Raw genomic sequence first — 14480 nt, forward strand, 5'->3', positions numbered from 1 at the left:
GTTCAATCCTATCTAGTTAACTTTACTTTTCTGTTGCTGCCTTTTCTTTTACTTCTTTTAGTAGCTCTCCGTTCCGATAGCGCTCAACGACTACATAGCTAAATTCATATAGAGGCAAATTAGCTGTTTCTGTCGCCATTCCTTCTGTTTTATAATGCAGGAATTTATAATAGCTGATCATTCTTTCGATCAATTCTTCCAGCCCTTTGATGGATTCTTCCTTTTCGTATTGAAGCGGCTTTGAAAATTCTGCAGCTTTCGCTTCAACGGCGTAAAGTTCCTCCATCCCTTCTAACCCATCAATCGTTTGATCAAATAGCATCTGTCTAGGTTCAAACCGATAATATCTTTGCCAGTACGAGAAAACTTCCTTTGCTATTCCTAGTTTTTTTGCCCCTTCAGATGCCGTAAGCCCTTCTTCCACACATAAATCATGCATGACTTTTCTCAATGATTTTTTATATTCTCTTTCAACTAAGCCTTTATACTGCAAGTATCTCATAAATAATCCTCCCCCGTATTATATAGATGTTCGAATGCCTGGCATTCTTTTTCTCATATATTGCGATAGCGCTTTATCACATCGGATTCTTCTTCGGAGATCAATTGTTTATAGATGGATCTATTGTGTATTTTTTTACATATATAAAATACAGAAGCCGGCATATTGCTGATTTCTGCTTTTACCCGCTGCTTTCTTTTTCAATTTCAGAATAGTCGCCGCCAAGATGGAAGAATTCATAATAATTGTCTCTTCCCCACTCCGCTATTTTCAATAAAAGCATCTTCGTCGCATCTTCCGTTTCAGGCTCTTCCAGATTCCCTTCGAGATGATGGTAAATGGTATTGCCTAAAGTCAGAACATAGGAAGCGGAGATTAATTTGTTTTTGTGATAAGCACCAAATAAATGCAGGTTTGGACCTAATGAGCTAATTAGCGCTTCAAAATAATCATTGGTAAAGAAATAATAGCTGTCCGCATCTTCTTTTCTCCTGACACCTGAATAATAGAGCACTAGAAACTCAAACATATGCCGGACTGTCCCTAGCTTTTTTATAACAAAGCCGTTCTCCCATTGCTCATTAGACTGAATAGAGGAAGTTTTTGAAACAGGATCCAACTGTAGGGTAAAAGTCTCATAAACAGGCAGCAGGTTCAAATGTTCTTTAAACAATTCCGCGTTCCCTTTTAACGGATGAAAACGGATATATTCGACAACAATATTTTCTTGCCGGCAGTATTCTGAAAACACGTGAAGAAAGTTTTGGATCAATAACGGCATGTTTTTCACTGCCCTAACTAAAGGGCCGCCGTAGCCGAAAGGCGTAGTTATGTCGTAATAGGATGAAGATTGTCCTTCAATCGCCCGCTTGATAAAAGGATAAGCGATTTCACCTTCTTCATCGATATAGTAAAACATTAACGCTTCTCCCGGATCCAATTTCATGGCACTTAAATAATATTGGCTTGTGTAATAGATATCGGATGCTTGAAAAAGATGGAGTATCTTTTCCCAGCGCATATGGTCATGTATGGATACAACCTCAAACATTCTACTCACCCCTGTTTTCAACTAAAAAAATTCGTCATTTCTACTATTCACTTTATCTCTATACGGAGTGTTTCTCGTCAAACTTCTATCCAATCAAACCAACATAAGTTTCACCGTGAAAAAGGTTTCAATAAGGAGGTGAGGGTAGAATTCTATTATTCCCATGAACTTCCGATACAATAGCTCAAACTGTATCTCTAAAGTTTAGAAATAGACTCAGTCGGCTGCCCTCTCGGAGCAGAGGATTGGACAAGGGGAGAGATATCAATTCAACAATAAACAATTATTTCTAAAAATTCAGATAATTATAGTTCATTTATATCATAAAATATTAGTTCTATCCACACTTTTTCAAAAAAAAATGAAATTTTCTTTATTTACTTTGAGTATTTAGACTTTAAAAACACCCCAAAAAACATTTATAGGGTCTTAAATAGTCTTAATGAACTATTAATAATATATATTGAGAAAGACAGACCTATGAAAATGCTTTTTCACAAAATAAACTCCCTCTTCAGTTTAGAAGAGAGAGTTTATTTTAATCTTTCCATAATCCGATAATTCCATTTCGGCGATAAATGATTTGTTTGTGTTCCAACGTTTTTAAAACTCGAGTTAAGGTTTGGTGAGGCGTATTCATTTCCGTCGTAATTTCTTTGATCGTCTTAAACAATACACCTTCTTTTGTAGCGTTCTTCATGAAGTATTTCATAAACCTTTCGCCTGTTTCAGCTATCCGATCAGATTCGCTAGTAAAACAATCTCTCGATTTCTTTAAAAGTTTATGTTCCGTAAAAGCTCGTGAATCAGACACATTATTAAATGCAGATACCATTTTATCGCCTCCCAGAAGTTTACTGTTTTTATTGTTCTTTTACATATATACCCTGTTTTCTATCAAATAGACATCAAAGTTTAAATTTTTATATTATTTAAAATAAAAATCCTGCTTTTTCATAGAAAGCAGGATTTTTAAAGTGAGAAAATGAAACGATATTCAGTTTGAACTAGTTTTAATTTCGTCCATTTTGCTTTCGATAAAGTCTTTTAACACATGGACTCCGTAAATACAGTCATTTAGAGACGACCATTCTTTCGGATTATGGCTGATTCCATCCTTGCTTCTGACAAATAGCATCGCAACAGGGATATAGCGGCCTAAAATCATCGCATCATGGCCTGCACCACTTGGAATATAAGTCGGTTCAATACCGAACTTCCGTAGCGAATCTGCCAATTGGGCTTGCAATTCTTGCTCAATCGGAACCGGTTTGATCTTCGTGTTTTGTTTAATTGTGAGATGAATATTCCGATTTTTGGCAATCGACTCTGCCTCTTCGATGATCCGTTTTAAAAGTGCATCTCTTGTTTCTTCGTAAATGTCACGGATGTCGGCGTGCAGCACCACTTTTTCAGGAATCACATTGATGCCGTTTGGAAGAACTTCTAATTTACCGACGGTCGCCACTGCAGATTCGCTGATTGCACCTGGGAATTCAGGTATACGTTGGATAAATTCGGCTGCTGCGACCAACGGATCTCTTCGGCCAATCATCGGCGTATTACCTGCATGACCTGCTTCCCCCGTAAATTCAACTTCCAACCATGCTGGTCCCGCAATTCCGCTCACAATGCCAACCGGCTGATCCGCTTTTTCTAATTTTTTCCCTTGCTCTATATGCACTTCCACAAACAATTCCAGTTCCCCTATATCTCGCTTTGCTTCTTTGAACTGTTGAATGCTGCTGCCATAATGGGCTAAAACCTGCTCCAGGCTATCTCCATTATAATCACGCATTCCAGCTATTTCCTCATCTTCGATGGCTCCGATCATTGCACGGCTTCCACTTAATCCACTGTTAAAACGCGAGCCTTCTTCGTCTGAAAAAACGATGACTTCATAAGGGACTTCAGGAATGTAATTCAATGTTTTCCATGCTTCCACTATTTCTAAAGCAGATAAAACGCCAAGAGGACCGTCAAAATTCCCTCCATTCGGTACGCTGTCTACATGGGAACCGGAAGCAACGGCTCTCGCTTTTGAATCTTTCCCTGCGAGCCTGCCTCTTATATTTCCAGCTCCGTCTTCCATAACATCCAGCCCAGCTTCGAACATCCATTTCTTCACTAATGATTTTGCCATTTTTTCTTCATCTGAAAATCCCGGCCGCTTCACTCCTCCAATTTGGGTATAGCCGATATGCGACAGTTCATAAAGCCTTCTTGCCACTCTTTCCCCGTCTATGCCGGAATGCGTCAAACGGCTGTCAAAGCCTTTCATTAAATCTTCGAATACCGGATTCTCCAGAGCCATAAAATTGTGTCCTCCTTTTCCATTACTTAGTCAAGTAAGTCCACGCGAATTGCGCATACAGTTCAGCACCTGTGGCCATAGCATCTTCATCAATATTGAATTTGCCATGGTGATGTGCCCACTCCGTATCTTTTTCTGTATTTCCGCTCCCGACTAAAGCAAAACTCCCCGGCACTTCGTCTAAGTAAAAGGAGAAGTCTTCTCCGCCCATCGTCGGCTTTTCATTATATATAGATCCTTCTCCAAAGGCCTCAGATGCTACTTGCTGGACAAGCGCTGCGCTTTCTTCCCCGTTAATGACTGCTTGCGTTCCGCGAATGTATTCGACAGTCGCTGTTCCGCCGTAAATGGCCGCTGTATTAGCTGCGTATACTTCTAATTGTTTTTCAATATGGTCGCGCGTCGCGGCATCAAAACACCGTACCGTCCCTTCAATCTCAGCATTTTCCGCAATGATATTAAAACGTGTTCCGACAATCATTTTCCCGATGGTTACGACTGCCGGCTGCTGCGGATCAATGGTGCGGGAAACGACCGATTGAACATTCATGACAAACGACGAAGCAATGACAGCTGCATCGATGCAATCTTCAGGAATAGCTCCGTGGCCGCCCTGCCCTTTAAAATGTACTTTGAAGATATCGGCTGAAGCAAAAGACGGACCCGGGTTGCAGGCAACTGTGCCGCTAGGACTCTGAGACCAAATATGAATGCCAAAAACCTCATCGACAGCTTCGACAGCGCCTTGTTCAACCATCGCTTTAGCGCCGGTAGCTACTTCTTCTGCTGGCTGAAAAATAAAGCGGACAGTTCCAGGAATTTCATCTTTAACCGCGACTAAGGCTTTAGCTGCTGCTAAAAGCATCGCTGTGTGGGCGTCATGTCCGCACGCATGCATTTTCCCTGCCTCTTTTGATTTATAATGAAGATCCACATTCAACTCTTCAACTGACAATGCATCCATGTCCGCTCGAAGCGCCACTGTTTTTCCATCTTTCCCTCCTTTTAAATTCCCGATAACGCCCGTGGGCTCTGTTTTTCGGCATTCGATACCGAGATCCGTCAAATATTCGAAGACAAACTGAGAAGTTTTTACTTCTTCCCACGACAGTTCCGGTTCGCTATGCAATTTTCTTCTGATCTCAATCATTTCTTCATTGTTTTCTTGAATCGCGTTTTTGATGATTTCATTTAACATTAATGCTCTCCTCCACTAGTTGACAATTTTTTTCTTCTATTGAATAGGGATTATAGGAATCCGACAAATATTCCTGCTAGTATAACGGAAACAATCGTTACTGTGATAAAACCGGCTACAAGCATTGGCGGCAGCATATGGCTTGTCAATACTTCACGTTCTTTTTCATCTTTCGTCAATGAATTGATGACTTCGTTAGTGATAATATAGTCAGCCGGAAAACCGTAAAGGGCAGTCAATGAAACCGCAAATGCCATTTCCTTGCTGACTTTCAGCACTTTCCCCATAAAGAATGAAAAGACATACATACCGGCAACTCCGATGACGATACAGCCGATCAACGGGTACAGAATTTCAAGCATCATGCTTGGTGTCGCTGTTTTCAACCCATCGAAGATGTAAAGCAAAAGTGCCATGATGGCAAAACCGAAGCCATTCGCTTTCATCAAAGGGTGTTTTTCTAAGAAGCCGATTGAACGTCCAATAACTCCGAAAAGAAGGCAAAGGACGAACGGACTGATTTCGACGATCGGAGCAGCCAGTGTGGATACTAAATACGCTAAGTAAGCTACTACCGATAGTCTGAAGAATTTGAAGAAATCCGTGTTGTATTTTTCAGGCATTTTCGCGAACATTCTCGGTTCCTTAACAGGCTTAACAGGCTCTGCTGTTTTCTTTGATGCAACCAGTTTTTGTTCAGGCAATTCATTATTGCGGTATTTGTTTAAGAGCATTCTACCTTCACGCTTCAACATGATTGATGTCAGCGGGTACCCCGCAAAACCTTGGACAACATAGATGACAATCGCAAAAACAGCCAATGTAGGCAATCCAGCAGCCGAGGCACCTTCAGACATGATCAAGGCAGATACTAACCCACCGACCAAAGGCGGTATCGCTACAACTACCGTTTCAAAATCGAAAAGGAATGTGCCAATCGCAAACAAGAATGCCACTATCCCAAGAATTCCAGAAAGTGCAATTAAAATCGTGCGCCATTGATTTTTCAATTCTTCAAGAGACAATAACGTCCCCATATTCGTGATCAGCAAGTAAATGAGCATCGTCGCAACAACTGGCGGAACGCCTGCTATTGAAACAATGTCTTCCGGAAAGAAAGTCCAGTAACCAATGAGGAAAAGCACACCGCTGACAAAGATGGATGGGATCCATGCTTTTGTCCGTATTGAAATCATTTCACCGATAAAAAGTATAAAAATCATTATTGCTAAAGCCAGCATTTGTGCCATAGTGCTTCCTCCTCTTTCTCTTACCCACATAATTTTCTCTCGCCCTAATGGATATGTACGCGCTGGCCAGTACGGCGTACTTTACTCCATTAAAGTAATGTTGCAATATTAGCATAGTTTTTAAATTAGATAAATAGAATAAAATGACTATTATGAAATTACGGATAAATGAAGAAATGCTTGAAGATGAATGTAACCGATTCCAACAGCTATATATTGCATATTAGTCACTTTTGAAAATTTAAATAAAAAAATTTAAAATTTTTTTCGTCCTTTCCGTTTTTCCTGCTTTTATTCCGAAAAAATGGTTTTGTTTAAGGCACTTGGGTTAGAGGTAAAAGATATAATTAGAGTAGGTGTGAATAAAAGGAGGAATTGAACAATGGAAGGCAAACATTATATCAATGGCGAATGGACTGTAAACGGAGATGGCGTAATCCAAGTCATGAACCCCGCTACCGGTGAACAAGTCGGCACAGTTCCGAATGGCGGCGAAGCGGAAGCAACGGCAGCCATCGAAGCGGCAGCGGCTGCATTTCCCGGCTGGTCGAAGACGACGGTTTATGAACGCGCAGAATTGTTAATGAAATGGCATGACCTGCTTCTTGAACACAAAGAAGAAGTCGGAGCAATCTTGACAAAAGAGATGGGAAAACCTTTAGCTGAAGCCATCGGTGAAATTGAATATTCCGCGTCTTTCATTTCTTGGTTTGCAGAAGAAGGCAAACGTTTATACGGCCGAACGATTCCAGCAAGCAAAGAAGGTAAACGCATTCAAATCAATAAACAGCCAGTCGGCGTCGTTGTTTCCATTACTCCATGGAACTTCCCGGCAGCCATGATGGCCCGCAAAATGGCCCCTGCTTTGGCAGCCGGATGTACCTTTGTGGCTAAACCTGCAAAACTCACGCCGCTCACTGCGGTTCGAATTTACGAACTGGCGGAAGAGGCTGGATTTCCAAAAGGCGTTATCAATCTTGTAACTGGAAGTGCGAGCAAAATTGGCAAGGTCTTTACGAGCCATCCGGATGTGCGGAAACTGACTTTTACCGGATCAACTGAAATCGGCAAAGAATTGATGAAGCAAAGTTCAGAAACGATGCTTAACCTTTCCTTGGAACTCGGTGGCCATGCACCGATTATCGTGCTCGATGATGCAAATCTAGAACTCGCTGTCGAAGGCGTCATGGCTTCAAAATTCCGCAATGCTGGCCAAACTTGTGTATGCGGAAACCGGATCTATGTGCAATCCAGCATCGTTGATCAGTTTTCATCAATGCTTCAGGAAGCGACAGCTAAGTTAAAAGTCGGGAATGGCCTTGACGAAGGAGTGACGATCGGGCCGCTCGTAGATAAAGATGGCTATGAAAAAGTGGAAAAACATGTACAAGACGCCGTTTCTAAAGGTGCGAAAGTATTGATTGGCGGCGACGGAAAATCTGAAAATCACGCTTACTTCTACAATCCGACCGTTTTGGTGAATGCCAATTCCGATATGCTTGTGATGAATGAGGAAACGTTTGGGCCAGTGGCTCCGATCATGTCATTCGAGAAAGACGAGGAAGCTGTTAAACTCGCAAATGACACACGGTTCGGTTTAGCTGCCTATTTCTTTACCGACAGCATGTCCCGCGGAACTTATCTTGCTGAAAACCTGGATTACGGGATTGTCGGCTGGAATGACGGCTCCCCTTCTACTGCACAAGCACCATTCGGCGGTATGAAAGAAAGCGGACTCGGGCGCGAAGGCGGACAAGAAGGACTCGAAGCATTCGTTGAAACCAAATACATTTCAATCAAATTATAATAAAAAGGTCCAGGGAATTTTCTCCCTGGGCCTTTTGGTTTTTATAAAACTGTTTGAACGGATTTGATCCCCGTCTCAGCAGGTTTGGTTGCGAGACATTCGTAATGTGGGAATTGCTTACTTAAAATCCGGCTAAGCTCCCGTTCTTTTCCTTTTTCCATCACGATGAAGAGAGACGGGCCCGCTCCGCTAATCGCGGTCCCATATGCCCCCGCTTTCCTGCAAACTGCACGGATTTCATCGAATCCAGGAAATTTCCCTTTTCGATAAGGTTCATGGAATTCATCTTTCTCCATCATGCGCCCAGCCGTTTGCCAATCTCCTATGGCAATTGCAGCTGACACAACATTGGCAGCCGCACTGCTGCAGACCGCTTTTTTATAGTCCAATTTTTCCGGCAGCAAACCTCTGGACTCACTCGTCAAAAAAACTTCCTGCGGCACTAAGATGATGATTCCGATATCGGCTTTCGGTACGTGCACGACTGCGAGATCTTCCCCATTTGCATATGAAATCGTAGCACCGCCAAGCAAAGATGCTGAAATATTGTCGGGATGCCCTTCCATTTCAGTGCCTATCTTGACCTTTTCCTGCTTGGTAAGCTTTAATCCCAACAGGCAATCGGCAATCTCGATTCCACCGGCAATTGCTGATGCACTGCTGCCAAGTCCGCGGCCCAGGGGAATATCGGTTTCAATCAGCAATTTTGCCGGAGCTAGCAGTTTTCCATATTGGCTCGCCACTTTATCAGCCGTCTGCACAATCAAATTGTCTGCTGAGTTTGGAAGATGGCGATACTCTTCATTCGCGTATTCCACAGCCCAAACAGGATTTTCTGAAACGTGAATCGTCATATGGAGATCGAGTGCCAGCCCGATTGAATCAAAGCCTGGCCCAAGGTTTGCTGTTGAAGCTGGAACAGTTACAGTGAAATCATTCCATTTCATAATTTCACTCCTTTTTTTAAATCCTCCCAAAATCGTTCCATATCTTCAGGCACGAGCTGTGCCTTGTGTTCATTTACTGAAATGGCCGTTTCGGGATCTTTTAAGCCATTGCCAGTCAAAACCGCTACGACAGTCGAGCCTTTTTCAATCATGCCGCTTTCGACTTGTTTCTTCAATCCAGCAATGGACGCACACGAAGCAGGTTCTGCGAAGACGCCTTCTGTTGAAGCTAGAAGTTGGTAGGCTTTTAAAATCTCTTCATCTGTGGCGGCGAGTATAGTGCCATTCGATTCGTCGAGCGCATTAAGTGCAAGCTGCCAGCTGGCAGGATTGCCGATGCGGATAGCTGTTGCCACGGTTTCCGGGTTTTCAACAACGTGATTATTGACGATCGGTGCTGCCCCTGCGGCTTGAACACCTAATAATACCGGGCGCTTTTCGCCTGTTTTCTCGGCATATTCGCTAAAGCCTTTCCACGCGGCAGAGATATTCCCTGCATTTCCAACAGGAAGTGCGAAAAGATCCGGAACTTGCCCTAATTGGTCGATGACTTCAAAGGCGATCGTTTTCTGCCCTTCCAAGCGATACGGATTTACTGAATTGACAAGTGCAATACCGGCTTCCTGGCCGACTTCCCGGACCATCTGCAATGCTTCATCAAAATTGCCTTTAATTTCAAGGATTTCTGCCCCGTACATTTTAGCTTGAGCCAATTTACCAAGTGCAATACGCCCTTCTGGAATAACGACAATCGTGCGCATGCCCGCTCTTGCACCGTAAGCCGCTGCCGAAGCGGAAGTGTTTCCAGTAGAAGCACAGACAAGCACCGTTTTCCCTTCTTCTTTCGCCTTTGCTACTGCCATGACCATTCCCCGGTCTTTAAAGGACCCTGTAGGATTGGCCCCTTCCAATTTCACGTATAGGTTGATGCCCCATTCTTCTGATAATTTCTCCAAATGCACCAACGGCGTATTTCCTTCTTGCAATGTCAATGCCGGCGTCGCATCGCTTACTGGCAGCCACTCTTTATATTGTTCGATCAATCCTGGCCATCTCATGCTGTTTCCTCCCCTTCAATACGGTAATGGCTGATGACGCTTGCCGTCCCTTCTAAATCTTTGAGTACGTCCAAATGCTGCTGGCGTGAAATTTGATGGGTCAATAAAATCAGTTCTGCTTGGCCTTCGTTTGCTGCCGGATTTTGTATGACCGACTGGAGGCTTGCATTGTTTTTACTATAGATAGAAGTCAATTTCGACAGAACGCCCACTTCGTCCTTCACTAGCAGACGGTGGAAATACTTTGAATACCGGCTCGTTTCCGGTTTGATGACGCGTTCGTGCTGTGCTGAATGGACGCGTTTGCCGTTCACTTCCAGTAACAGATTGCGGCAAGCAGCAATGATATCCGAAACCACTGAAGTGGCTGTTGGCAGCGAACCTGCCCCCGGGCCATACAGCATCGTTTCTCCCACTGCATCGCCATATATGTATACTGCATTGAACTCATTATTGACAGAAGCCAATGGATGGGAATTCGCTAAGAAAATAGGTTCCACAGAAACTTCGATGCCTTCTTCATCTTTTTTGGATGATCCGACCATTTTCATGGTATAGCCGAATTTCCCAGCCATTTCGAGGTCTCCATCTTTGATTTCTTTCATGCCTCTTACGAGTACATCATCCAAATGGACTTCCGTCGAGTAAGCCAAAGAAGAAAGAATGACCATTTTCCGGGCTGCATCCAAACCGTCTACGTCTGAGGATGGATCTGCTTCTGCATATCCAAGCCGGGTAGCTTCGGCTAGCGCATCTTCATAACTCATATTTTCCTTTTTCATTTTCGTTAAGATGAAATTCGTCGTCCCATTGACAATCCCCATTAAACTCGATATCCGGTCAGAAGCTAATCCGTCTTCCAATGTCCGGATTATCGGGATGCCGCCTGCGACACTTGCTTCATAAAACAGATCGCATTTCTCAGCATCTGCAAGTTTTAATAATTCATGTCCATATTCAGCCATCACGTCTTTATTGGCTGTCACGACTTGCTTGCCTGACTTTAGCGCTTCTTCGATTGCTTTCTTTGCACCATCAATGCCGCCCATCACTTCTACAATGATATCAAGGGAAGGATCATTCAAAATTTCCTGAATATTGGTCGTGAAGACTTCTGGATTTAAACTTGTTAATCTTTCCTTATTATGGTTTCGGACTAGCACCTTTTTTATCGTGACAGGTACGCCAAGTTTGTGGTGAAGGTCCTGCTGATGCTGCTGCAGAATTTTAGCTACACCGGTCCCGACAGTTCCCAGTCCGAGCAAGCCGATTGAAATTTCATTTTTCATTGACGATTCCTCCCAAGGTGTGTACACTGTGAAAATACAGTTGTTTTCTACATAAAGACATTATAGTATTATATAAAATTTAACACAACCCTAAATTCACTATTAACAGATTGGACTTGATAAGATGAAGGTATGTAAATTCGGTGGAACATCCGTCGCAAATGCTCAGCAATTAAAAAAAGTAGCCTCAATCATCCGTGAAGATCCATCCCGAAAAGTCATCGTTGTATCAGCTCCCGGCAAACGATTCGAAGGCGATACAAAAGTAACCGACCTTTTAATTGATTTAGCCGAGGCTGCATTAGCTGGACAAGATACAGCGCCGGCTCTTCAAAAAGTGGTGGACCGCTATACTCAAATTGCTGTCGATTTAGAGCTGGATAGTGAAATTACAGCTATCATAGCTGCTGACCTTGCCGGCCGTTTGTCATTCAGCCAAGAAAACCCTTCTCTATTCTTCGATCAATTCAAAGCGAGCGGCGAAGACAACTCCGCTAAGCTCGTTGCAGCTTATTTAACTTCCATCGGGTTGCAAGCTGAATACATCAATCCAAAAGAAGCGGGACTCATCGTCACGGCAGCGCCCGCCGCGTGCAGGCGTTGCCGATTTCAAATGACAACTTATCGACTTTGCGCGAGAAAAACTCCATATCCGTTTTCCCCGGATTTTTCGGCTTCACTCAAAACGGAGAGCTGCGGACATTTGACCGCGGCGGTTCCGATATTACCGGTTCCATCTTATCCGCAGCTATCCAAGCGGAACTTTACGAAAACTTTACGGATGTGGATTGTGTTTTCGCCGCGAATCCACGGATCGTAGAAAACCCGGCGGAAATTGAAGTGATGACTTACCGTGAAATGCGTGAATTGTCTTATGCAGGCTTTGCTGTCCTCCACGATGAAGCATTAATGCCGGCATTTAAAGCTTCTGTACCCGTCTGCATCAAAAATACGAATAATCCGAATGCACAAGGCACGATGATTGTTGCAGAAAGGGATTATTCCAAGCGTCCCGTTACCGGCATCTCAGCAGACAGCGGCTTCTCCACTTTATATGTCAGTAAGTATTTGATGAACCGGGAAGTCGGCTTTGGCCGGAAGCTGCTGCAAATTCTTGAAGACGAAAACGTTTCTTATGAACATATTCCATCGGGCATAGACAATTTATCTGTTATCATTCGGAGCCACCAATTGACTCCTGAAAAAGAATTCCGCATTGTCAGCCGGGTAAAAAATGAATTGAACGCCGATGACGTCCATTTGAACAGCAATTTCTCCATGGTGGTGCTAGTGGGTGAAGGCATGAAATATACAACCGGGCTCGCTGCCCGCGCTACAGAAGCCATCTCTAGGACCGGCGCTAATATCGAAATGATCAACCAAGGCTCTTCTGAAGTCAGTTTGGTGTTCGGCGTCCTTCAGAAAGACGAACAGAAAATCTTGAAGGAATTGTATAACGAGTTCTTTGTTCCGTCTTATGCGTTATAAAATATTTAAAGCCCCCTGACTTTCTAATGTCAGGGGGCTTTCATTTTTCGACTAATTGGCCAGCTTGTCGAAGCTACACGGCTATTTCCGCTAAGGCTTCCAGCGCTTGTCGCGGCTGACAAGCTGCCTCCGCTTTTCTTATTGTCCAGCTGCAAGAGCCAGCTTCTCGGGGCATAAGTCAGCCCACTGCGGCGGCAACAGCCTCCTTGCGGTCCGCCTTATGCCTTTCGAAGCTCCATGGCTCTTTCCGCTTTTCTTATGACCAATTCGTTAGCAATGGGCCGTCTTCTCCGTGCACCGGATCGTATTTGGGCAAAGGGGCGTCTAAAATATCTTCGAGTACTTCCGGCCGTTCATCTTGTTCACCCAATTTTTTATTGGGCTTGAGTCCGTCTGGATAAGCTCCGACCACTTGGAAATCTTCTGTGCTTTCAAGCAATTTATGGCCCGTTCCTGCTGGCAAAACGACCACATCGCCTGTTTGGACGTCAAAAGGCTTTCCTTGTTCTCCGCCAAGCTGGATTTTTGCCGATCCTGAACGCACACCCAGTACTTCGTGTGTATTGCTGTGGTAATGGTGATAATCGAACACACCGTCTGTCCAGCTATTCGTCCAATCATTGCGGTTGAATACCGCTTCGATTTCTTCCGGATTTTCTTTAAATGCGCTTGGATAAATGACTACCGGGAGCCTCGGGTTATTCGGGATGGATCCGTCATCTTCAAAATGTACAAATTGTTCCTCTGGCATCTGTTTCACTCCTTTGTCTTCTTACCCCCTCTCTTCCCCAGTAACGCTTGCTTAAAACGGAGAACGTTTTAAAAACCGAGTCGCTCCCTTACCGTGCTTACATAGTTTTGGCTGATCGGCAAAATCGAACCGTCTTTCATTGTCATTAAATAATTGGAGCTAAAATCCCGTGAAATTTCTTTAATGAATGAAATATTGACGATATAGGAACGGTGGATAGGCAGGAATAGATCCGGAAGGCGATCTTTCAAATACTTTAAAGTATGGATTGAACAATAGGTTTCCTCTTCTGCATAAAACCACGTTTTCTTTTGGCTGCTTTCGATATGTGAAATTCGATTGATCGGAACTGGACGCCATGTTTCTTCCACTTTTCCAGTTAAAAAATGCACGGGCTGTGTTGGCTGGAGCATGTGGTCAGGCGGCAAGATGATCACTAGAACACCTGCTTTTCCAGCCGCTTCAATCGGGTAGCCGACACCGAAATAAGCGGCTCCAAGTATTGATTCTTCAACAAGCATTTCGATTCGCTTTCCTTCCATATATGTACGGGCAGCTACACTCCCCGGTAAAACTTTGTCGCCTAAACCGATATGGAGATCCCGTTTCCCTGCTTTGTAATAGACATACTGCCCCTCTACCGCAATCGCAATCGAAGCCTCTTTCGGAATCCAATCCCCCATAATGAAGCCCACTTGTTCCAATGCCAACTTATCCATGCAGCGATTCCCCTTTCAAATGTCTTTGTCGTGAAATCCTTTCTTCCATCCGCGAATAACTCGTTTTATCCAATATTCAAGACAGTCAAACTATTCTGTTATATAG

At 43.7% G+C, this 14480-nt stretch carries 12 protein-coding genes and 1 pseudogene; 2 read left to right on the forward strand and 11 right to left on the reverse strand.

Going from position 1 to position 14480, the window contains the following annotated elements; genetic code table 11:
* Positions 1–22: 22 nt before the first annotated feature.
* From L0M13_RS12540 to L0M13_RS12565, 6 genes are all read right to left on the reverse strand, one after another.
* On the reverse strand, positions 23–502 hold the full coding sequence (locus L0M13_RS12540) for a hypothetical protein (RefSeq protein WP_235196818.1): 480 nt from the start codon (positions 500–502) through the stop codon (positions 23–25).
* A 181-nt stretch (positions 503–683) separates the two neighbouring features.
* A complete protein-coding gene (locus tag L0M13_RS12545) occupies positions 684–1553 on the reverse strand; it encodes a GNAT family N-acetyltransferase (RefSeq protein WP_235196819.1) in 870 nt (289 codons plus the stop codon).
* A gap of 538 nt (positions 1554–2091) precedes the next feature.
* Positions 2092–2388 carry a hypothetical protein gene (locus L0M13_RS12550; RefSeq protein ID WP_235196820.1) on the reverse strand — a complete coding sequence of 99 codons (297 nt, stop codon included), beginning with the start codon at positions 2386–2388 and terminating at the stop codon, positions 2092–2094.
* Positions 2389–2550: 162 nt separating this feature from the next.
* Entirely contained in the window at positions 2551–3867 is a 1317-nt protein-coding gene (locus tag L0M13_RS12555) for a Zn-dependent hydrolase (protein WP_235196821.1), read from the reverse strand.
* A gap of 22 nt (positions 3868–3889) precedes the next feature.
* On the reverse strand, positions 3890–5065 hold the full coding sequence (locus L0M13_RS12560) for an amidohydrolase (RefSeq protein WP_235196822.1): 1176 nt from the start codon (positions 5063–5065) through the stop codon (positions 3890–3892).
* A gap of 50 nt (positions 5066–5115) precedes the next feature.
* Entirely contained in the window at positions 5116–6315 is a 1200-nt protein-coding gene (locus L0M13_RS12565) for a hypothetical protein (protein WP_235196823.1), read from the reverse strand.
* Between the two features lie 382 nt (positions 6316–6697).
* Between L0M13_RS12565 and L0M13_RS12570 the strand changes: the two genes are divergently transcribed.
* Positions 6698–8122 (forward strand): NAD-dependent succinate-semialdehyde dehydrogenase, encoded by a 1425-nt coding sequence (locus L0M13_RS12570; protein ID WP_235196824.1) that lies wholly within the window; start codon positions 6698–6700, stop codon positions 8120–8122.
* Positions 8123–8163: 41 nt separating this feature from the next.
* On the opposite strand, the gene thrB is transcribed toward L0M13_RS12570, so the two are convergent.
* The 3 genes from thrB to L0M13_RS12585 are packed head-to-tail and all read right to left on the reverse strand — an operon-like array spanning position 8164 to position 11416.
* A complete protein-coding gene (thrB, locus tag L0M13_RS12575; protein ID WP_235196825.1) occupies positions 8164–9069 on the reverse strand; it encodes a homoserine kinase in 906 nt (301 codons plus the stop codon).
* The gene (thrC, locus tag L0M13_RS12580; protein WP_235196826.1) at positions 9066–10127 is read right to left on the reverse strand and encodes a threonine synthase; all 1062 of its coding nucleotides are present in this window, start codon (positions 10125–10127) and stop codon (positions 9066–9068) included. Before thrC ends, thrB begins: the two co-directional genes overlap by 4 nt.
* Positions 10124–11416 carry a homoserine dehydrogenase gene (locus tag L0M13_RS12585; RefSeq protein WP_235196827.1) on the reverse strand — a complete coding sequence of 431 codons (1293 nt, stop codon included), beginning with the start codon at positions 11414–11416 and terminating at the stop codon, positions 10124–10126. The genes thrC and L0M13_RS12585 overlap by 4 nt, the downstream gene beginning before the upstream one ends.
* Before the next feature lie 124 nt (positions 11417–11540).
* Between L0M13_RS12585 and L0M13_RS12590 the strand changes: the two are divergent.
* Positions 11541–12904: pseudogene (locus L0M13_RS12590) on the forward strand (aspartate kinase).
* Between the two features lie 256 nt (positions 12905–13160).
* Here L0M13_RS12590 and L0M13_RS12595 read toward each other — a convergent pair.
* Both L0M13_RS12595 and L0M13_RS12600 read right to left on the reverse strand, forming a co-directional pair.
* Complete coding sequence (locus L0M13_RS12595) at positions 13161–13655, reverse strand: cupin domain-containing protein (RefSeq protein ID WP_235196828.1); 495 nt, start codon at positions 13653–13655, stop codon at positions 13161–13163.
* 68 nt (positions 13656–13723) lie between these two features.
* Entirely contained in the window at positions 13724–14374 is a 651-nt protein-coding gene (locus tag L0M13_RS12600; RefSeq protein WP_235196829.1) for a LytTR family DNA-binding domain-containing protein, read from the reverse strand.
* Positions 14375–14480 lie beyond the last annotated feature (106 nt).

Origin of the sequence: Planococcus sp. 107-1 (assembly GCF_021513255.1) — a bacterium.
Classification (GTDB): Bacteria; Bacillota; Bacilli; order Bacillales_A; family Planococcaceae; genus Planococcus.